The sequence below is a fragment of the Streptomyces sp. DSM 42067 genome (assembly GCF_055792885.1).
On record NZ_CM147706.1, the window covers coordinates 3,391,347 to 3,410,394 of the forward strand.

Below are 19,048 nucleotides of genomic sequence, written 5' to 3' on the forward strand. Positions count from 1 at the left end.
GTGTCACGGAAGCGCACTGAAACCGGAAGGTTCGTAACGGTGGGGGCCATGACGCCCCCGTGCCGCAACGGCTTCGGCAAGGATGTCAGGGACGCATAAACAACAGAGGGGGACTGAGACCTCGATGAGCTACAACCAGCCGGGCCCGTACGGCGGTCAGCCCCAGCAGCCCGGGCCGTACGGCCAGCCGGGCCCCTATGGCCAGCCGCCGCAGGCACCCCAGCCCGGCTACGGCCAGCCGCCGCAGGCACCCCCGCAGCCCGGCTACGGCCAGCCGCCGCAGGCCGCCCCACAGCCCGGCTACGGCTATCCGCAGCAGGCTCCGCAGGGTGTACCGCAGCAGCCGAATCCGTACGGCCAGCCCAACCCCTACGGCCAGCCGAACCCCTACGGCCAGCCGAACCCCTACGGCCAGCCGAACCCCTACGGGCAGCAGCCTCCCTACGGCCAGCAGCCTCCGGGCGCTCCGTACGGAATGCCGCAGCCGCCGGCTCCGGCGGACGGCAAGAAGAAGGCGGGGCTCGTCATCGGCGCGGTCGCGGTGGTCGTGGCGCTCGGGGTCGGCGCGTACTTCGTCTTCGCCGGGGGCGGGTCCGGTCTGGCGGACGACGGGCCGCACAAGCTGGCGACGCCGGCCACGTTGCTCAGCGACTACAAGCGCATCTCCGACGACGGCGCGGGTGCCGGCGAGAGCGACGACTCCGTGAAGGAGCTGGAGGAGAGCGGCATCAAGAACGGTACGTCCGTCGTCGGCATGTACTCCACCGCCGATCTCAGCAACTACGACCCCAGCGACCCGAGCACCCTGCCCGACGGCATCGAAACGGCGAAGGGCGTGACGTTCCTCGGTGGTTACGGTGAGATCGCGGACCCCGCGGCGGCCCTGGACAAGTTCTTCGCCACGCTGAAGAAGCAGTCGGAGAGCGGCTCCGGGAGCAGCAGCGAAACCAAGTCCGAGCTGGTCGGCGAGCCCGTGGAGGCCGACCTCGAGGGCGCGGTCATGAAGTGCCAGGCCGCCAAGGGCCAGGACCTGGTCACGAAGAAGGAGAAGACCGACTGGTTCTGCGCGTGGGCCGACTACAGCACCATGGCCATGGTCACCCCCGGTGACCGCACCCAGGACGTGACGAAGGACGTCGCGGTGGACATCACCACGAAGCTGCGCGACGAAATCCGCGTCGCGAAGTAGCAGTCCGCGAACGGCGGTACGCGAACGAAGGGGCGCCCGGCGGAAATCCGCCCGGCGCCCCTTCGGCGTACTGTGCCGTGCCGCTTACGCGGACTTCTGCTCGCCCGGTCCGCGCCCGCGCGCGTCCCGCGGAATCAGCGTCGGGTTGACGTTGGAGTGGACGACGTCGGGGGTGATGACGACGCGGGCGACGTCCTTGCGGGACGGGACCTCGTACATCACCGACATCAGGACCTCCTCCATGATGGCGCGCAGACCGCGGGCGCCCGTCTGGCGGAGGATCGCCTGATCGGCGATGGCTTCGAGGGCCTCGCGCTCGAAGTCCAGCTCGACACCGTCGAGTTCGAACAGGCGCTGGTACTGCTTCACCAGCGCGTTGCGCGGCTCGACCAGGATCTGCAGCAGCGCCTCCCGGTCGAGGTTGTGCACCGAGGTGATGACCGGGAGGCGGCCGATGAACTCGGGGATCATCCCGAATTTCACCAGGTCTTCGGGCATCACGTCCTCGAACTGGTCCTTCGCCTCGAGCTCGCGCTTGGAGAGGATGGTCGCGCCGAAGCCGATGCCCTTCGCGCCCGCCCGGGACTCGATGATCTTCTCCAGGCCCGCGAAGGCGCCGCCCACGATGAACAGCACGTTCGTCGTGTCGATCTGGATGAACTCCTGGTGCGGGTGCTTGCGGCCGCCCTGCGGCGGAACCGAGGCGGTGGTGCCCTCCAGGATCTTCAGCAGGGCCTGCTGGACGCCCTCGCCGCTGACATCACGCGTGATCGACGGGTTCTCGCTCTTACGGGCGACCTTGTCGATCTCGTCGATGTAGATGATGCCGGTCTCGGCCTTCTTGACGTCGTAGTCGGCGGCCTGGATGAGCTTCAGGAGGATGTTCTCGACGTCCTCGCCGACATAGCCGGCCTCCGTCAGCGCCGTCGCGTCGGCGATGGCGAAAGGGACGTTGAGCATCCGGGCCAGTGTCTGCGCCAGAAGTGTCTTGCCGGAGCCCGTGGGCCCCAGCAGCAGGATGTTGGACTTCGCCAACTCGATGGCGTCGTCGCGTCCTTGGCCCCCGCCGTTCTCGCCGGCCTGAACCCGCTTGTAATGGTTGTACACAGCGACCGAGAGGGCCTTCTTCGCGGCCTCCTGGCCGACGACGTACCCCTCGAGGAACTCGTAGATCTCGCGGGGCTTGGGCAGTTCCTCCCAGCGCACCTCGCTCGTCTCGGCGAGCTCTTCCTCGATGATCTCGTTACAGAGGTCGATGCACTCGTCGCAGATGTACACACCGGGGCCTGCGATGAGCTTCTTGACCTGCTTCTGGCTCTTTCCGCAGAACGAGCACTTGAGCAGGTCGCCGCCGTCACCGATGCGTGCCACGAGGTGCTTCCCCTTCGCCTGGGAGACGCCACGTTCAGCGGCTCCTGGTGCCTCTATCCGACGGTACCTTGCCGGGCCCCCCGTTCGGGCCCCCCTTGGCACGGTTGACTGTGACGTACACCGTGCCAAGGGCGGCACATGCTACTGCGCTTGCTCAGACGACCAAGGGGTTGTTCATCTTCCGCGTGGAGATGATCTGGTCGATCAGGCCGTACGACAGCGCTTCCTCGGCAGTGAGGATCTTGTCGCGCTCGATGTCCTCGCGGATCTTCTCGATCGGCTGCGTGGAGTGCTTGGCCAGCATCTCCTCCAGCTGCGCACGCATCCGGAGGATCTCGTTCGCGGCGATCTCCAGGTCGGAGACCTGACCGCGCCCGGTCTCGCTGTACGGCTGGTGGATCAGCACGCGGGCGTTCGGCAGCGCCATGCGCTTGCCCGGGGTGCCCGCCGCGAGGAGCACGGCGGCCGCGGAGGCGGCCTGGCCCATGCAGACCGTCTGGATGTCCGGCTTCACGAACTGCATCGTGTCGTAGATGGCCGTGAGCGCCGTGAAGGAGCCGCCGGGGCTGTTGATGTAGACCGAGATGTCACGGTCGGGGTCCATCGACTCCAGGCACAGCAGCTGCGCCATGACGTCGTTGGCGGAGGCGTCGTCGATCTGGACGCCGAGGAAGATCACGCGCTCCTCGAAGAGCTTCGCGTACGGGTCGTACTCGCGGACGCCCTGCGAGGTGCGCTCGACGAAGCGCGGGATCACGTAGCGGGACTCGGCGCGGGGGCCGGTGTACTCGGCCTGGCCGCGCTCGGCGCGCGTGCGCTCGTACAGGCCGCTGCCGGGAAAGTCGTTCACGGTGTTCTCCTACTAAGGCCTAAGGCTGTGGCGGTCGGCTGGGGGCTGAAGGGGCTCAGGCCGCCCCGGTGCCGCCGCCGCCCGGCATGCCGGCAGCGGTGGGCATGATGTCGTCGATCAGGCCGTACTCCTTGGCCTCCAGCGGGTCGAACCAGCGGTCGCGGTCCGAGTCGCGGGTGATCTGCTCCACGCTCTGGCCGGTGTGGAAGGCTGTCAGCTCCGCCATCCGCTTCTTGGTGTGCAGCAGCCGCTCGGCGTGGATCTTGATGTCCGACGCGGAGCCCGCGAGGCCCGCGGAGGGCTGGTGGATCAGGATCTCGGCGTTCGGCAGGGCGAAGCGCTTGCCGGGCGTGCCTGCGCTCAGCAGGAACTGACCCATGGACGCCGCCATACCCATGGCGATCGTCACCACGTCGTTCTTGATGTACTGCATGGTGTCGTAGATCGCCATGCCCGCGGTGATCGAGCCGCCGGGGCTGTTGATGTAGAGGTAGATGTCCTTGTCGGGGTCCGAGGCAAGGAGCAGCAGCTGTGCGGTGATCTTGTTGGCGATGTCGTCGTCGACCGGCTGGCCGAGGAAGATGATCCGCTCGTTGAGCAGCCGGTTGTAGACCTGGTCGCCGAGGCCACCACCGATGGAAGGCTCGCCGGCGGCGGAGGGCATCAGATTCGTCACGTATCCACCTGCTCGTCTTACGACGGCGCCGGGCCGTCTCACGTCTTCTGCTAGGCCTGGGAACCCCGCCGCGTAACCGTCTGCCGACGGCGTGTGGGGACTCCCCTGCCCTCGTATTCATGGACCCTAACGCGCAGGCAGGCGGGTGCCATCCCGCATTCGGAACTGTTCGCTGTGAGCGCAGGTTCCCACCGCCGTGGGCAGGCGTTCCGCAGGGCTGGGGGCACCTCCCACGCCCTTAAGGCAGTGGGGGAGGGTGGGCACAGCCCACGAGGGAGGGTGCCCTTCAGGGCGTTCAGAGGCCGCCGTAACGGCCGACGGGCCCCGGGGTGCCGTAGCACTCCAGGGCCCGTCGTTCAGCGCGGGAGACGCGAGGCTCAGGCCTCGGACTTCTCGTCGTCGCCGGAGGCCTCGGCGGCAGCGTCAGAGGTGGCCTCGACGGTCTCGCCCGTCTCGTCCTCCTCGTCGTCCAGGTCGACGACCTCACCGTTCGTGTCCTTGACCGTGGCCGCCTCGACCACGACCGCCAGCGCCTTGCCACGGGCGACCTCGCCCACGAGCATCGGCACCTGGCCGCCCTGGACGACGGCCTGGGCGAACTGGTCGGGGGACATGCCGGAGGAGGCCGCACGGCGCATGAGGTGCTCGGTGAGCTCCTCCTGGCTGACGTTGAGCTTCTCCTTGGAGACCAGCTCGTCGAGGACGAACTGGGTCTTGATGCCCTTGACCGCCGCTTCCTTGGTCTCGGCGTCGAACTCCTCGACCGTCTTGCCCTGGATCTCCAGGTACTGCTCGAGGTTCAGGCCCATCTGGCCGAGCTGGTGGTGCTCGAGGTTGTGCTTACGGGTGTTGATCTCGTCCTCGAGGAGCTTCTCGGGGACCGGGACCTCGACCAGCTCGAGCAGCTTGTCCAGCACGCGCTCCTGGGCCTGGGTGGCCTGGTCGTACTGCTTCATGTTCTCGAGGCGCTTGCGGCTGTCCGCCTTGAGCTCCTCGAGGGTGTCGAACTCCGAGGCGAGCTGAGCGAACTCGTCGTCCAGCTCCGGCAGCTCACGCTTGGCGACCTGGGTGACCTTGACGGTGACCTCGGCCTCCTTACCGGCCGCCGAGCCGCCCTTGAGCTCGGAGGCGAAGGTGGCCTCAGCCCCGGCCTCCAGGCCCTTCACGGCGTCGTCGATGCCGTCCAGCAGCTCGCCGGAGCCGATGGTGTACGAGACACCTTCGGCGACGCCGTCCTCGAGGACCTCGCCGTCGACCTTGGCCTCCAGGTCGATCGTCACGACGTCGCCGTCCTCGGCGGCGCGCTCGACCGGGGAGGTGGACGCGAAGCGCTCGCGGAGCTCCTCCACGGCCTTCTCGACGTCCTCGTCGCTGACCTCGACGGCGTCGACCTCGACCTCGATGCCGGAGTAGTCCGGGATCTCGATGGTCGGGCGGACGTCGACCTCGGCGGTGAAGGTCAGCAGCTCGCCGTCCTTCAGCTCGGTGATGTCGACCTCGGGCTGACCGAGGACGTTCAGCTCACCCTCGTTGACCGCCTCGGTGTAGAGCTTCGGGAGAGCGTCATTGACGGCCTCCTCGAGCACGGCGCCACGACCGAACCGCTGGTCGATGATGCGGGCCGGAATCTTGCCCTTCCGGAAACCCTTCACCGTGACCTGCTGGTTGATCTTCTTGTACGCCGCGTCGAGGCTGTCCTTGAGCTCCTCGAAGGGCACCTCGACAGTGAGCCGAACCCGGGTCGGGTTCAGGGTCTCCACGGCGCTCTTCACGGTTCGGTCTCCTTGTGGCTGACTTCTTGGTTTTGCTGAGCCAGAGGGCTTCAGCGGATCGCGTCGCCCGGAAGACATCAGACCTGAGACACACGGGCGTGCAGTCTGCATAGTAACGGCAGGTGGTACACGCCCCAAAAGGCGATCAAGGACCCTGCCGGTCAACCGGCCCAGGATCCCGGTGGTGGTCGGGGTGGCGGGATTTGAACCCACGGCCTTCCGCTCCCAAAGCGGACGCGCTACCAAGCTGCGCCACACCCCGTCGGTGCGACACGTAGAGTACATGCCCGCACGCAGTGCGGCTTCCCGTAATTACAGGCCGGGCGCCGTGCGGGGCCGGAAGCAGGGCCGGGGCACCCCCGGGGGTGTGCGGCGAGGGGGTGCGACCCGCTACGATGCTTTCCGTGCCGCGGTCGGTGACCTGCGGTGCACGCCATGCGGGCGTAGCTCAATGGTAGAGCCCTAGTCTTCCAAACTAGCTACGCGGGTTCGATTCCCGTCGCCCGCTCTGTGGCCTCCGGCCCGGTTCGCAGATTTACGCGGACCGGGCCGGAGCCGTTTTTGCAGGCTTACGGAAGCCCGCGCCCCCTCCGGGACACGATCTTGGTCTCAGAAATTGATCGAGTTGATCGTCTCCGCTATCGAGTTCAGGAAGCGGTTGATCGACGGGGCCATTCCTGTCGAGGCGAGGAAGAAGCCGAAGAGCACCGCGACGATCGCGGGGCCCGCCTTGATCGAACCCCCGCGGATCAACACCACAAGGATGATCGCCAACAGCAGCACCACTGACAGTGAAATGGCCACAACTGATCACACCCTAGGTCGGTCCGCTCTCCCGGCCCGGAGGTGCGACCCCGCACACCCCCGCCCAGAACCATCGTGCCACCAACCAGGCCGGGGTATGCGACGGGTGACGCATCGTCGGCCATGTGTGCGTCGGCCGCCTGCGGCCGGACGCCCTTGGGCCCCATGAACCGCACGCGCGCGTGCGGCAATTCAGCTGGCCCGCACGGTCACGAATTCGGCTTGATCGTTTCCATCCCCACACAAGGTGTGCGCAGGGAATTCGAATTGTTGCCACAGGCACATCAGCGAGCCTGACGACACGTCAAAGCCATCCACTAAAAGACCAATGAACCGGACATTTCACCAGAGTCGCCCCCGGACGTTATGCCCTAATTAATACGGATGAGTGTGGACGTAGCGGTCAACAGCCAGCTGCTCAGAAGAGATACGGACCACCATGTCGACTTCGCTGAATCCGGGGTACTCGCAGGCCATAAGCAGATTCGAGTTGGTGGTTTTACGAAATCCCACAGACAACGCTAGGGTGCCTCAGATGTTCCACGCTGCCCCGTCCCCCGTAAGCGCAGTGGGGTCCAGGACCGTCTCGCCGAGCACTTGGTGGGAGGGCCTGTGACGAACTCGCTGCGACCGCACGGCAACCACAGAGCGCCACTTCCCCCGGTACAGGAACCGGCGGCGGGAGTGCCGAGCCCGCGCTCCCCACGGACCACCCAGGCGGCCGACACCTCCCCCGCCCCCGGGTCCAACGCCCCGGTCAGCCGGGCCCCGAGCGGCGGCGCTCCGCTCAACAAGCCCGCGAAGCAACGCGACGCGTTCTTCGACAACGCCAAGTACCTGGCGATCGTGCTGGTCGCGATGGGTCACGCGTGGGAGCCGCTGACGGATCACAGCCGGGCCGCCGAGGCCCTGTACATGACCGTCTACACGTTCCACATGCCGGCCTTCATCCTGATCTCCGGCTACTTCTCGCGCAGTTTCGACATGCGCCCGGACCGGCTCAGGCGGCTGGTGACCGGCGTCGCTGTGCCGTACGTCATCTTCGAAGTGACGTATTCCTTCTTCAAGCGGTGGGCGGACGACGACCCGGCGCACCCCATCAGCCTGCTCGACCCCTGGTATCTCACCTGGTTCCTGGTCGCCCTCTTCGTCTGGCGGCTCACAACCCCGCTGTGGAAGGTGGCCCGCTGGCCGGTGCCGATCGCGCTCGGCATCGCCATGCTGGCCACCGTCTCGCCCGACATCGGCGACGACCTGGACCTCCAGCGCGTCCTGCAGTTCCTGCCGTTCTTCGTCATGGGCCTGTTCATGAAGCCCGAGCACTTCCAGATGCTGCGGCGGCGTGAGGTACGGCTGCTGTCCGTCCCCGTCTTCGCGGGCGCGCTCGTGGTGGCGTACTGGGCCGCCCCGCGCATGTCGTCGGCGTGGTTCTACCACCGGGACAGTGCACAGGAACTCGGCGCGCCCTGGTGGGCCGGTGCCGTGATGACGCTCGCGCTGTTCGGCTGCTCGATGGTGCTCACCGCGTGCTTCTTCGCCTGGGTGCCGCGCCGGCGGATGTGGTTCACGGTTCTCGGCGCGGGCACGCTGTACGGCTATCTGCTGCACGGCTTCCTCGCCAAGGGCTCGCGCTTCTGGGGCTGGTACGAGGACTACGAGTGGCTGCACAAGCCGCTGGGTGAGATCTTCGTGACGCTCGCCGCGGCCGCGGTCGTCACCGTGCTGTGCACACCGCCCGTGCAGCGCATGTTCCGGTTCGCGATGGAGCCGAAGATGGAGTGGGCCTTCAAGAGGGACGCGGCGGAGCTGGCGCGGGAGCGGGCGAAGGCCACGTCGTAGCCAGCCGTCAGTGGGCCGCGAGGCCCAGCAGGTCTCTCATCGTCGCGTACTTCCGTGTCAGGCGGGCGCGTGTGGGCTCGTCCAGCAGGGCGAGGCGGGCCGGGTCCGCGTTGTCGGCGAGGTCCGCCTCCTTCACCAGGAGGGCGCCGGGGGTGGCCAGAATGCGCCGCGCGTACGCCTCAGGGGTCTCGCCCTCGCGCTTGGTGAGCGCCAGCACGATGTCCTTGGTGCGCTGCGTCAGCGGGGCGGCGCGCAGCCACTCCTCGGACAGCGCGTCGTCCTCGACGGCGTCGTGCAGCCAGGCCGCGGCTATCTGCTCGTCGCTGCCGCCGCGGGCGCGTACGCCCTCGGCCACCTCGCGCAGATGCTCGGTGTAGGGGCGGCCCGCCTTGTCGGTCTGGGTCGCGTGCGCCTCACGGGCGAGGGTCTCGACCTCGGGCAGCGTCATGATCTCGTGGGTGTTGTTCCGCGTCACATGTCGAGTGTCCCGCGCTCGTACGTCCAGTGGCTCTCATCCGCAATTCGAGGGCTCGCTCGTCCGGTGGCCCTCGTCCGCACCACGAGGGTCCCGCGGCCGCACCTCGAGGGTCCGGCAGAGCGGTCACGTCTCCCGGCAGATCAGCAGCAGCGCCCGGTCGTCGTTGACGTCCTTCGCCACCGCCTCGATCAGGTGCCAGGCCGCCCCGTGGAAGCCGCCTGCGACATAGCGGTCGGCCTCGCCGGTGAGGCGGTCTATGCCCTCCGAGATGTCCCGGTCGGCGGTCTCGACGAGGCCGTCGGTGAAGAGCATCAGGACGTCGCCGGGGCGCAACGAGCCCTTGACCGGGTCGAACTGGGCTCCGTCGTAGACGCCGAGCAGCGGCCCCTCCGCCGCCTTCTCCTCCCAGCGGCCGGTACCCGCGTGCAGTTGTACGGCCGGCGGGTGGCCCGCGGTGAAGAGTTCGTAGTCGCCGGAGTCCAGGTCCAGGACGAGGTGGATGGAGGTGGCGAAGCCCTCGTCCCAGTTCTGGCGCAGCAGATAGCCGTTCGCTGCGGGCAGGAACGCGTGCGGCGGCAGGGACCCGAGGAGGCCGCCGAACGCTCCGGACAGCAGAAGGGAACGGGAGCCCGCGTCCATGCCCTTGCCCGAGACGTCCGTGAGGACGACCTCCAGGGTGCGACCGCCGTTGGTGCGGGCCGCCACGACGAAGTCGCCGGAGAAGGACTGGCCGCCGGCCGGCCGGAGCGCGATCTCGCGGTGCCAGCCCGTCGGCAGGACGGGCAGCTTCCCGTGCACGCGGATGCGTTCACGCAGGTCGAACAGCATGGTGCCGCCGCGCCGCCACGGCACACCCACCCGGCTGCGGAACTGGGCGATCAGCAGTCCGAAGAAGCCGCAGGCGGCCACCACCAGGACTGTTCCGGGGGTGACCCGGGCGGGACCCTCCGCGTATGGACCGAGTTCCACCGACTCCACGATCAGGGCGGTCGCCGCCGCGGCGTACAGGCCGAGGAGGCTCGCGGGGCGCAGCAGCAGGCCGCCCGCCACGATCGGCAGGACGAGGACGGCCGGGGCACACCACACGGGATTGGCGATCGTGACCCCCGCGATCAGCGGGACGGTCAGCAGCAGACCGGCGAGGGCTATCCAGTCGGAGCCGTCTCCGCGGAAGTAGTCGACGCCGGATTTGCGCAGGCCGACGCGGACCCGGTGCAGTTGCCTCTTCATCCGGGCCGGGAACGTCTCGGCTGCCGCGCGTTGTCCTGCCATTGCTCGGGACCTTATCCATCAGGCCAGGCGCCGCGCACGGGAGGTCCCACTTGTCCCCCTCCTGAGAGCAGTCGTCGCTGTCCTGAGAGGGCTCGGTGGCGGCTTCCGGCGGGCTGGGCGAAATAGGCTCGCCCAGGCCTCAACTCCCTGGTACTGATTGCATATGACATCAGACCTGCGGGTGCTTCAACCGTCGGAGTGGGACACCTGGTACGGGAAGCTGGTGCTCGCGTTCGGCGGAGTGCCGGAGGCGGACGAGGAGCGTGCGCTGTGGAACCGCCTGACCGAGTTCGACCGGTCGCTCGGCGCCTGGGACGGCGACGACTGCGTGGGGACGGCGGGGGCCTTCTCGTTCAGGCTCACGGTGCCGGGTGGTGCCCTGGTGTCCGCGGCGGGCGTGACGATGGTGAGCGTGGCGGCGACGCATCGCCGGCGCGGCGTGCTCACGGCCATGATGCGGCGTCAGCTGGACGACGTCCGCTCCTGGGGCGAGCCGCTCGCCGTGCTGACCGCTTCGGAGCCGGCGATCTACGGCCGGTTCGGATACGGCGCCGCCACCCAGCTGTTGTCCGCCGAGATCGACACGGCGCGGGTCCGGCTCTCCGTACCGCCGGGCACGGATGACGTACGTCTGCGGTTCGCCGCCCCGGGTGATGTGGTGGAGGCGTGCGAGGCCGTGTATGCGCGGCGGGTGCCGGGACGGCCGGGGATGCTCGCCCGGCGGCCCGGCTGGGAACAGCTTCCGCTGCTCGACCCGGAGAGCGACCGGCAGGGTTCCTCACCGCTGCAGTGCGTGCTGGCCGAGCGGGCCGGGGAGGTCGTGGGCTATGCCCGCTTCCACAACAAGCCCGAGTGGGACACGGCGGGGCCCAACGGGACGATCGTCCTGCGCGACCTCGAAGCGCTCGATCCGGCGGCGTACGCGGCGCTGTGGCGGTTCCTGTTCGAGATCGATCTGACGTCCACGCTGGAGGTGCGCAGCCGTCCCGTGGACGACGCCTGGCAGCACCTGGTGTCCGACATCCGCCGGTGCCAGGTTCGGCTGCGGGATTCCCTGTACGTACGGCTCGTGGATGTGGGCGCGGCGCTGGAGGCTCGTACGTACCAGACGCCGGTGGACGTCGTCTTCGAGGTAGAGGACGGCTTCTGCCCCTGGAACCAGGGGCGTTGGCGGCTCACAGGCGACAGCAAGGGCGCATCCTGCAAGCGGACGGACGAGGACGCCGATCTGGTCCTGTCCGTACGCGAGTTGGGCGCGGTCTACCTCGGCGGTGTGTCCCTGTCGGCGCCGGCCGCCGCCGGGCGGGTGCGGGAGCTGCGGGCGGGTGCGGTCACGGAGGCTTCGGTGGCCTTCTCCTCGGCGGTGGCGCCGTGGCTGCCGCACGGGTTCTAGGGCCTGTGTCGGAAGTGGCGTCGTTCGCCCGAAGGGCGGGCCTCGCGGCGTCTGGTGCGTGCGATCGCAAGGCGCCGGAATGTCCTCGATGGGGGCACCTCCCATGCCCTTAAGGCAATGGGGGAGGAGCTACTAGGGCATTTCGGCAACGCGGCGTGGGGGCACCTCCCAGCGTTAGCTGGGGGAGTGCGTGCCAGGCGTCGCGAGGCAGGCGCCACTTCCGACACAGGCCCTAGCAGGGGGGTTTCCGGCTCGCGCCGACCGCGCTCGCCGCCGCGCGGCGCGGCGGAGCCACGGCTCGGTTCATCCGGGCGGCTGGCAGCCGGGGCACCAGAAGAGATTGCGGGCGGCGAGATCGGCGGTGCGGATCTCGCCGCCACAGATGTGGCAGGGCTGGCGCGCCCTGCGGTACACGTACACCTCACCGCCGTGGTCGTCGACGCGCGGCGGGCGCCCCATCGCCTCGGGGGTGTGCTCGGGGCGCACGGTGTCGATGCGGTTGTTGCGTACGCCCTCGTGCATCAGCTCGACCAGGTCCGCCCAGATGGCGGTCCATTCGTCGTACGTCAGGTCCCTGCCCGGTCGGTACGGATCGATGCCGTGCCGGAAGAGGACCTCCGCCCGGTAGACGTTGCCGACGCCCGCGATGACCTTCTGGTCCATCAGGAGGGCGGCGATGCTCGTACGGCTGCGGGAGATGCGCCGGTACGCGCGGCCGGGGTCGTCGTCCGGGCGGAGCGGGTCGGGGCCGAGGCGGTCGTGTATCGCCTGCTTCTCGGTGTCCGTGATGAGGGCGCAGGTCGTGGGGCCGCGCAGATCGACGTACGCCGTGTCGTTGCGCAGACGGAGGCGGACCGTTTCGGTCGGCGGGGGCGCGGGGACCTCGCCGAAGCCGACCTTGCCGAAGAGGCCCAGGTGGATGTGGACCCAGTCCGGGCCCTCGAAGCCGAGGAAGAGGTGCTTGCCGTGGGCGTCCGCGTCGGTGAGGACCGTGCCGGTCAGGAGGGCGGCGGCGTCCGCGAACTTGCCCTGCGGGCTTTCGGCTTGCGCCGGGCGGCCGCCGAACCGTGACAGGTAGTCCTTGGCCAGGCGGTGGATCGTGTGCCCCTCCGGCACGGGTTCCCCTCTTCTCGTCTTTCCTCCGCCGCTCGCGGCGAACCAACGCGCGGCGCCCCCGGTCCGCGGTTACTGCTGCGGGTGGTGTGCCGGGATCGGGGGAAGTTCGCCCTTCGTCTCGTACGCCGAGAGCATGTCGATGCGGCGGACGTGACGTTCGTCACCGGAGAACGGCGTGTTGAGGAAGGTCTCGACGAACTTCACGGCCTCGTCCGTGGTGTGCATGCGGGCGCCGACGGCGACGACGTTGGCGTTGTTGTGCTCGCGGCCGAGCGAGGCGGTCTGCTCGCTCCAGGCCAGTGCCGCGCGGACGCCCTTGACCTTGTTCGCGGCGATCTGCTCGCCGTTGCCCGAGCCGCCGATCACGATGCCGAGGGACTCCGGGTCCGCGGCCGTCCGCTCGGCCGCACGCAGGCAGAACGGCGGGTAGTCGTCCTGGGCGTCGTAGATGTGGGGCCCGCAGTCGACGGGCTCGTGGCCGTGGGCCTTGAGCCACTCGACGAGGTGGTTCTTGAGTTCGAAGCCGGCATGATCCGAGCCGAGGTACACGCGCATGATCCGAGTGTGGCATGCCGTGGTGCCGGTGGCCGCGTGCGGGTCGGGGACACGCTCCCGAGCGCCTCGGGAGGCATCGATATCCGAAACATGTGCCGCTATGCGAAACACAACAATCCGGAATCGCGTCTTCCGTGCGTAACATCCCTGCGTTTGAATGCGAGGGCTCGTCCCCGAGAACTTAAGGATTCGTCTATGACCTCGCAACCATCCCTTGCGAAGGCAGACACCAAGGCCGCCGACCCCGGTAAACCGCAGGGCGAAGGCGGAGACGGCCTGAAGGCCGGACTCAAGAACCGCCACCTCTCGATGATCGCCATCGGCGGTGTCATCGGAGCCGGCCTGTTCGTCGGTTCCAGCTCCGGCATCGCCACGGCCGGGCCCGGCATCCTCCTGTCGTACGCCCTGGTCGGCACGATGGTCGTCCTCGTGATGCGCATGCTCGGCGAGATGTCCGCCGCCAACCCGACCTCCGGCTCCTTCTCGGCACACGCGGACCGTGCTCTGGGTCGCTGGGCCGGCTTCTCGATCGGCTGGCTGTACTGGTTCTTCTGGGTCGTCGTGCTCGCGGTCGAGGCGACCGCGGGCGCGGTGATCCTGGAGGGCTGGATACCGTCCGTGCCGCAGTGGGCTTGGGCTCTGATCGTGATGGTGGTGCTCACCGGGACCAACCTGGGCTCGGTCGCCTCCTACGGCGAGTTCGAGTTCTGGTTCGCGGGCATCAAGGTCGTCGCGATCTCGGCGTTCATCATCATCGGCGGGCTCGCCATCTTCGGCGTGCTGCCGGGCGTGGACAGCGACAGCGCGGGCCTGGGCAATCTGACCGAGCACGGCGGCTTCCTGCCGAACGGGCCCGGCGCGATCCTCACCGGCATGCTGCTGGTCGTCTTCTCCTTCATGGGCAGCGAGATCGCCACCCTGGCCGCGGGCGAGTCCGAGGACCCGCAGCGCGCGGTCACCAAGTCCACCAACAGCATCATCTGGCGTATCGCCGTCTTCTACCTCGGCTCGATCGCCGTCGTGGTGTGTCTGCTGCCGTGGAACGACGCGAGCATCGCCAAGGACGGTTCGTACGTCGCCGCGCTGAACTCGCTGGCCATTCCGAACGCCGGTCAGATCATGAACTTCATCGTTCTGACCTCCGTGCTGTCCTGCCTCAACTCGGGCCTGTACACCGCTTCCCGTATGGCGTTCTCGCTCGGTGAGCGCGGTGACGCGCCGAAGGCCTTCGCGCGGACGACGAGCCGCGGGGTGCCGATGGTGGCGATCCTGGCGTCGGTCGTCTTCGGGTTCGTCGCGGTCTTCTTCAACTACGCCTACCCGGACACGGTGTTCCTGTTCCTGGTCAACTCCTCGGGCGCCGTCGCCCTGTTCGTCTGGCTGGTGATCTGCTTCTCGCAGCTGCGGATGCGGAAGATCATCCAGCGCGAGTCGCCGGAGAAGCTGGTCGTCCGCATGTGGCTGTACCCGTACCTGACCTGGGCGACGATCGCGCTGATCGTGTTCGTCCTCGGGTACATGCTCACCGACACCGAGCACGACGGCCGCAAGACGGTGCTGCTGTCGCTGCTGGTCGGGGCGTTGGTCGTGGGCATCGCGGTGGTCCGGGAGAAGGCCAAGCGGGCCAAGGTCTGACGCCGTTCCGCTCCCTTCCGTGCGACTGAGTGACGTACGGCATACGAAGAAGCCCCCGCGGTCACCGCGGGGGCTTCTTCGTATGCGTTCAGGCGGGCTGTGAGCGGGCGTCAGCCGCGGCGCTCGGCCAGCTTCCAGGCGGTGGGCAGCGCGCCCATCGCGAGGGCGGCCTTCAGCGCGTCGCCGATGAGGAAGGGGGTGAGTCCGGCGGCGACGGCCTGGGTCAGCGTCATGCCGGTGGCGAGGGCCAGGTACGGGACGCCGATCGCGTAGATGACGGCCTCGCCGAGCAGCATCGTGCCGGCGGTGCGGAGCATGGAGCGGTCGCCGCCGCGGCGGGCCAGCGCACCGACCAGGGTGGCGGCCAGGAGCATGCCGAGGACGTAGCCGAAGGACGGGGCGGCGACTCCGGAGCCGCCCTCGGCGAACCACGGGACGCCGGCCATGCCGACGAGGGTGTACACGGCGAGCGACAGGAAGCCGCGGCGGGCGCCCAGTGCGGTGCCGACGAGCAGCGCGGCGAAGGTCTGGCCGGTCACCGGCACGGGCGAGCCGGGGACGGGCACCGCGATCTGGGCCGCGACCCCGGTGAGCGCGGCACCGCCGAGCACGAGCGCGATGTCCCGGACACGGGACGCGGACGCGGGCAGCAGATCGGCGAGGACCTCGCCGGGGCGGGTGGAGACTGCAGCAGTGCTCATCGGGGACTCCGCTGGGTGACGGCAGTGGGACAGGGTGACGCTATCCCAGCGCCCGGTCGCCGATCACCGTCAGCGGCCGACAAAGGGTGGAACAAGCGCTTCGTGGGCTCCTCACAAAGAGCCCCGGGTATGCGTCTGACGGCGTGACGCTTGTCACTGGTGGCCATCCGCGTATGGCCCGTTTTGCGTCGGCGGGTGGCGCGCGGAGAGACTGTAGGGTCTCGCCAATCGGCCGGGACACCGCAACGGAGGCACGAACTCCCCGACGGTCCAGCCCCGCTGGGCCTCCCGGACCCGTTCCGGACCTCCCAGAGCCGCGAGGGCACGAGCCGCACCATGCACAACGAACCGCCCGATCAGGCCCGGACCGCGGTCGCGGGGCCGCATTCCGCCACCGCCGCACCCCTGGGCCAGGAGCAGGAACCCCTGTCGGGCGGGCTCAAGCAGCGGCACCTGACCATGCTCGGTCTTGGCGGCGTGATCGGTGCGGGGCTGTTCGTCGGCTCCGGGGCGGGGATCGCCGTGGCCGGTCCTGGGATCGTCGTGTCGTATCTGGTGGCGGGTGCGCTGGCGATGTGCGTGATGCGGATGCTCGGCGAGATGTCGGCGGCGATGCCCGCGTCGGGGGCGTTCTCGGTGCATGCGGAGCGGGCGCTCGGCCGGTGGGCGGGGTTCACCGTCGGCTGGCTGTACTGGTTCATGCTCGTCGTCGTACTCGCCGTGGAGGCGACGGGCGCGGCGACGATCGCGCACGGCTGGGTGCCGTCGGTACCGCAGTGGACCTGGGTGCTGATCTTCATGGTGGTCTTCACGGGGGTGAATCTCGCCGCCGTGAAGAACTTCGGCGAGTTCGAGTTCTGGTTCGCCGCGCTGAAGGTCGCCGCGATCGTGCTCTTCCTCGCGCTGGGCGTCCTCGCGATCCTCGGACTGCTGCCGGACACCGATCCCGTGGGCCTGACGAATCTCACGGGGCACGGCGGGTTCCTCCCGCACGGCTGGGAGGGGGTCGTCTCCGGTGTGCTCGCGGTCGTCTTCGCCTTCGGCGGCCTGGAGGTGGTGACGATCGCCGCGGCCGAGTCCGACGATCCGGCCCGCTCGGTCGCGCGGGCGGTGCGCAGCGCGGTGTACCGGATCCTCTTCTTCTACGTCGGGTCGATGCTAGTCATCGTGACGGTGCTGCCCTGGACGGCGCAGCGGGCGGGACTCAGCCCGTATGTGAAGGTGCTGGACTCGATCGGGGTGCCGTCCGCGGGCACGATCATGAACATCGTGGTGTTCGTCGCGCTGCTGTCGGCGCTGAACGCGAATCTGTACGGCTCGTCCCGCATGGTCTTCTCGCTCGCCGAGCGTGGCGAGGCGCCGAAGGCGCTGCTCAGGGTGGATCGCGGCGGGGTCCCGCGGCGCGCGGTACTCGCGTCCGTGGCCTTCGGTTTCGTGTCCGTGCTGCTCAATCTGAAGTGGCCCGACACGGTCTTCCTCTACATGCTGAACGCGGTCGGCGCCGTGCTGCTGCTCGTATGGGCGCTGATCGCGGTGTCGCAGCTGCGGCTGCGGCGGCGTATCGAACGGGAGGCGCCGGAGCGGCTGGTGCTGAAGATGTGGGCGTTCCCGTGGCTGACATGGGCGGCGCTGGCCGGGATGGCGGCCGTGCTCGTGCTGATGCTGACGGACGACGGGACGCGGCCGCAGGTGCTGTGGTCGGCGGGGGCGACGGCGGTGGTGCTGGTGTGTGCAGGCGTCCGCGAGTTGATGGAGCGGAGGGCCGCCTGACCCTTCGGGTGGATGGCCCACCGGCAGCCCGCTTGATCGCGCTCAGCGCTCCGCTACTCACGCTCCGCACAGCCATCGTCCGAATATCGGTCATGATCTTCGTCTGAGCGGGGCTGGTGTTCACACTGTGCCGTTGGAAACGCCGTCTCACGTAACGGACAACCCGCCCATGTCTCGGACCACCCCGTCCGTCGAGCCCTCGCCGGCCGACACCCCGACCCGCTCCGAGAGCGCCGCGCCTGCCGGCGACTCGCTCTCGCACGGTCTCAAGCAGCGGCATCTGTCGATGATCGCCCTCGGTGGCGTGATCGGCGCCGGGCTCTTCGTCGGATCGGGTGCGGGCATCGCGGCCGCGGGCCCGTCCATCGTCATCGCCTATGCGGTGTCGGGTCTCCTTGTCATGCTCGTGATGCGGATGCTCGGTGAGATGTCCGCCGCGTATCCGTCGTCGGGCTCCTTCTCCGCGCATGCGGAGCGGGCGATCGGGCCGTGGGCCGGCTTCACCGCGGGCTGGTCGTTCTGGGTGCTGCTCTGCACGGCCGTGGGCCTGGAGGGCATCGGCGCAGCGAAGATCGTCAGCGGCTGGCTGCCCGGTACGCCGGAGTGGGCATGGGTGGCGCTGTTCATGGTCGTCTTCTGCGCGGCGAACCTGGCGGCCGTGAAGAACTTCGGTGAGTTCGAGTTCTGGTTCGCCGCGCTCAAGGTCGGCGCGATCACGCTGTTCCTCGTCCTCGGCGTCCTGGCGATCCTCGGTGTCCTGCCCGGCAACGACGCTCCCGGCCTGAGCAACCTCACCGGTGACGGCGGTTTCCTGCCGAACGGCAGCGAAGGCCTGGTCATCGGCCTGCTCGCCTCGGTGTTCGCGTACGGCGGCATCGAGACGGTCACCATCGCGGCCGCCGAGTCCGAGAAGCCGGTCGAGGGCGTCTCGAAGGCCGTGCGCACCGCGATGTGGCGCATCGCGCTCTTCTACATCGGCTCGATGGCGGTCATCGTCACGCTGGTGCCGTGGGACGACAAGGCGGTCGTCGAGAAGGGCCCGTACGTGGCGACGCTCGACCACCTGGGCATCCCGGGCGCCGGGCAGCTGATGAACGTGGTCGTGCTGGTCGCTCTGCTCTCCGCGATGAACGCCAACATCTACGGCTCCTCGCGCATCGCGTACTCCCTGGTCGAGCGCGGCCAGGGCCCGAAGGCGCTGGGCAAGGTCTCGGGCGGTGTGCCGCGCGCGGCCGTGCTGGCGTCCTGCGTCTTCGGCTTCGTCTGCGTGGTGCTCAGCTACTGGCGGCCCGACGACGTGTTCGCCTGGCTGCTGAACATGATCGGCGCGGTCATCCTGGTCGTCTGGTTCTTCATCGCCGTCTCCCAGCTGCGGATGCGCCGGGGGCTGGAGCGCGAGGCACCCGAGAAGCTGGTCGTGCGGATGTGGGCGTTCCCGGTGCTGACCTGGGTCGCGCTGGCCGGGATGGCCGCGATCTTCATTCTGATGGCGCGTCAGCCGGACACCCGGGTGCAGCTGTACTCGACGGGCGGGATGACGCTGTTGCTGGCGGTCGTCGGGTACGCGTGGCAGAGGGCACGGGCGAGGGACTGACCCGCGCACTGCGCACCGACAGCGAGCGGCCCT

General features: G+C 68.8%; 16 protein-coding genes and 2 tRNA genes. 7 read left to right on the top strand and 11 right to left on the bottom strand.

Annotated features, from left to right (window positions below):
- Positions 1-124: 124 nt before the first annotated feature.
- Positions 125-1,189: a hypothetical protein gene (locus tag ACSMXV_RS15750; protein WP_473178230.1), complete on the top strand. Its 1,065-nt coding sequence runs from the start codon at positions 125-127 to the stop codon at positions 1,187-1,189.
- Positions 1,190-1,273: 84 nt separating this feature from the next.
- Here ACSMXV_RS15750 and clpX read toward each other — a convergent pair whose 3' ends face one another.
- The 5 genes from clpX to ACSMXV_RS15775 all read right to left on the bottom strand — a co-directional run bounded on the left by clpX (position 1,274) and on the right by ACSMXV_RS15775 (position 6,120).
- On the bottom strand, positions 1,274-2,560 hold the full coding sequence (gene clpX, locus ACSMXV_RS15755) for an ATP-dependent Clp protease ATP-binding subunit ClpX (RefSeq protein WP_473178231.1): 1,287 nt from the start codon (positions 2,558-2,560) through the stop codon (positions 1,274-1,276).
- A 154-nt stretch (positions 2,561-2,714) separates the two neighbouring features.
- Positions 2,715-3,410, bottom strand: coding sequence for an ATP-dependent Clp protease proteolytic subunit (locus ACSMXV_RS15760; RefSeq protein WP_309484446.1), 696 nt, complete (start codon positions 3,408-3,410; stop codon positions 2,715-2,717).
- A 55-nt stretch (positions 3,411-3,465) separates the two neighbouring features.
- Complete coding sequence (locus ACSMXV_RS15765) at positions 3,466-4,074, bottom strand: ATP-dependent Clp protease proteolytic subunit (RefSeq protein WP_067017216.1); 609 nt, start codon at positions 4,072-4,074, stop codon at positions 3,466-3,468.
- Between the two features lie 389 nt (positions 4,075-4,463).
- Positions 4,464-5,858 (bottom strand): trigger factor, encoded by a 1,395-nt coding sequence (gene tig, locus ACSMXV_RS15770; protein WP_473178232.1) that lies wholly within the window; start codon positions 5,856-5,858, stop codon positions 4,464-4,466.
- A 185-nt stretch (positions 5,859-6,043) separates the two neighbouring features.
- Positions 6,044-6,120: transfer RNA gene (locus ACSMXV_RS15775), tRNA-Pro, on the bottom strand.
- Positions 6,121-6,295: 175 nt separating this feature from the next.
- On the opposite strand from ACSMXV_RS15775, the gene ACSMXV_RS15780 reads away from it, so the two are divergent.
- Positions 6,296-6,366: transfer RNA gene (locus ACSMXV_RS15780), tRNA-Gly, on the top strand.
- Positions 6,367-6,467: 101 nt separating this feature from the next.
- Here the strand turns inward: ACSMXV_RS15780 and ACSMXV_RS15785 are convergent.
- On the bottom strand, positions 6,468-6,662 hold the full coding sequence (locus ACSMXV_RS15785) for a hypothetical protein (RefSeq protein WP_099928874.1): 195 nt from the start codon (positions 6,660-6,662) through the stop codon (positions 6,468-6,470).
- A gap of 612 nt (positions 6,663-7,274) precedes the next feature.
- On the opposite strand from ACSMXV_RS15785, the gene ACSMXV_RS15790 reads away from it, so the two are divergent.
- Positions 7,275-8,501 carry an acyltransferase family protein gene (locus tag ACSMXV_RS15790; protein ID WP_473178233.1) on the top strand — a complete coding sequence of 409 codons (1,227 nt, stop codon included), beginning with the start codon at positions 7,275-7,277 and terminating at the stop codon, positions 8,499-8,501.
- Between the two features lie 7 nt (positions 8,502-8,508).
- Here ACSMXV_RS15790 and ACSMXV_RS15795 read toward each other — a convergent pair whose 3' ends face one another.
- Together ACSMXV_RS15795 and ACSMXV_RS15800 are read right to left on the bottom strand one after the other, a co-directional pair.
- A complete protein-coding gene (locus ACSMXV_RS15795; RefSeq protein ID WP_473178960.1) occupies positions 8,509-8,949 on the bottom strand; it encodes an HD domain-containing protein in 441 nt (146 codons plus the stop codon).
- Positions 8,950-9,102: 153 nt separating this feature from the next.
- Complete coding sequence (locus ACSMXV_RS15800; protein ID WP_473178234.1) at positions 9,103-10,251, bottom strand: PP2C family protein-serine/threonine phosphatase; 1,149 nt, start codon at positions 10,249-10,251, stop codon at positions 9,103-9,105.
- Positions 10,252-10,414: 163 nt separating this feature from the next.
- Here ACSMXV_RS15800 and ACSMXV_RS15805 point away from each other — a divergent pair, with 163 nt between their 5' ends.
- Positions 10,415-11,644 (top strand): GNAT family N-acetyltransferase, encoded by a 1,230-nt coding sequence (locus tag ACSMXV_RS15805; RefSeq protein ID WP_473178235.1) that lies wholly within the window; start codon positions 10,415-10,417, stop codon positions 11,642-11,644.
- Positions 11,645-11,947: 303 nt separating this feature from the next.
- On the opposite strand, the gene ACSMXV_RS15810 is transcribed toward ACSMXV_RS15805, so the two are convergent.
- Both ACSMXV_RS15810 and ACSMXV_RS15815 read right to left on the bottom strand, forming a co-directional pair.
- Positions 11,948-12,760: an Fpg/Nei family DNA glycosylase gene (locus ACSMXV_RS15810; RefSeq protein ID WP_181660174.1), complete on the bottom strand. Its 813-nt coding sequence runs from the start codon at positions 12,758-12,760 to the stop codon at positions 11,948-11,950.
- Positions 12,761-12,829: 69 nt separating this feature from the next.
- Positions 12,830-13,315, bottom strand: coding sequence for a ribose-5-phosphate isomerase (locus ACSMXV_RS15815; protein ID WP_181863737.1), 486 nt, complete (start codon positions 13,313-13,315; stop codon positions 12,830-12,832).
- Between the two features lie 195 nt (positions 13,316-13,510).
- On the opposite strand from ACSMXV_RS15815, the gene ACSMXV_RS15820 reads away from it, so the two are divergent.
- Positions 13,511-14,950 carry an amino acid permease gene (locus ACSMXV_RS15820; RefSeq protein WP_473178236.1) on the top strand — a complete coding sequence of 480 codons (1,440 nt, stop codon included), beginning with the start codon at positions 13,511-13,513 and terminating at the stop codon, positions 14,948-14,950.
- A 110-nt stretch (positions 14,951-15,060) separates the two neighbouring features.
- On the opposite strand, the gene ACSMXV_RS15825 is transcribed toward ACSMXV_RS15820, so the two are convergent.
- Entirely contained in the window at positions 15,061-15,651 is a 591-nt protein-coding gene (locus ACSMXV_RS15825) for a biotin transporter BioY (protein WP_473178237.1), read from the bottom strand.
- A 336-nt stretch (positions 15,652-15,987) separates the two neighbouring features.
- Here ACSMXV_RS15825 and ACSMXV_RS15830 point away from each other — a divergent pair, with 336 nt between their 5' ends.
- A complete protein-coding gene (locus tag ACSMXV_RS15830; RefSeq protein ID WP_473178238.1) occupies positions 15,988-17,421 on the top strand; it encodes an amino acid permease in 1,434 nt (477 codons plus the stop codon).
- A 169-nt stretch (positions 17,422-17,590) separates the two neighbouring features.
- On the top strand, positions 17,591-19,015 hold the full coding sequence (locus ACSMXV_RS15835) for an amino acid permease (protein ID WP_473178239.1): 1,425 nt from the start codon (positions 17,591-17,593) through the stop codon (positions 19,013-19,015).
- The last annotated feature ends 33 nt before the right edge of the window (positions 19,016-19,048 follow it).

What these genes read in the sequence shown, in the direction of transcription:
- ACSMXV_RS15830 (WP_473178238.1), top strand. Translation starts at nt 15,988, where the DNA reads ATGCACAACGAACCGCCCGATCAGGCCCGGACCGCGGTCGCGGGGCCG.
- ACSMXV_RS15820 (WP_473178236.1), top strand. Translation starts at nt 13,511, where the DNA reads ATGACCTCGCAACCATCCCTTGCGAAGGCAGACACCAAGGCCGCCGAC.
- ACSMXV_RS15800 (WP_473178234.1), bottom strand. Translation starts at nt 10,251, where the DNA reads ATGGCAGGACAACGCGCGGCAGCCGAGACGTTCCCGGCCCGGATGAAG.
- ACSMXV_RS15795 (WP_473178960.1), bottom strand. Translation starts at nt 8,949, where the DNA reads ATGACGCTGCCCGAGGTCGAGACCCTCGCCCGTGAGGCGCACGCGACC.
- ACSMXV_RS15750 (WP_473178230.1), top strand. Translation starts at nt 125, where the DNA reads ATGAGCTACAACCAGCCGGGCCCGTACGGCGGTCAGCCCCAGCAGCCC.
- ACSMXV_RS15805 (WP_473178235.1), top strand. Translation starts at nt 10,415, where the DNA reads ATGACATCAGACCTGCGGGTGCTTCAACCGTCGGAGTGGGACACCTGG.
- ACSMXV_RS15765 (WP_067017216.1), bottom strand. Translation starts at nt 4,074, where the DNA reads ATGCCCTCCGCCGCCGGCGAGCCTTCCATCGGTGGTGGCCTCGGCGAC.
- ACSMXV_RS15825 (WP_473178237.1), bottom strand. Translation starts at nt 15,651, where the DNA reads ATGAGCACTGCTGCAGTCTCCACCCGCCCCGGCGAGGTCCTCGCCGAT.
- ACSMXV_RS15815 (WP_181863737.1), bottom strand. Translation starts at nt 13,315, where the DNA reads ATGCGCGTGTACCTCGGCTCGGATCATGCCGGCTTCGAACTCAAGAAC.
- ACSMXV_RS15835 (WP_473178239.1), top strand. Translation starts at nt 17,591, where the DNA reads ATGTCTCGGACCACCCCGTCCGTCGAGCCCTCGCCGGCCGACACCCCG.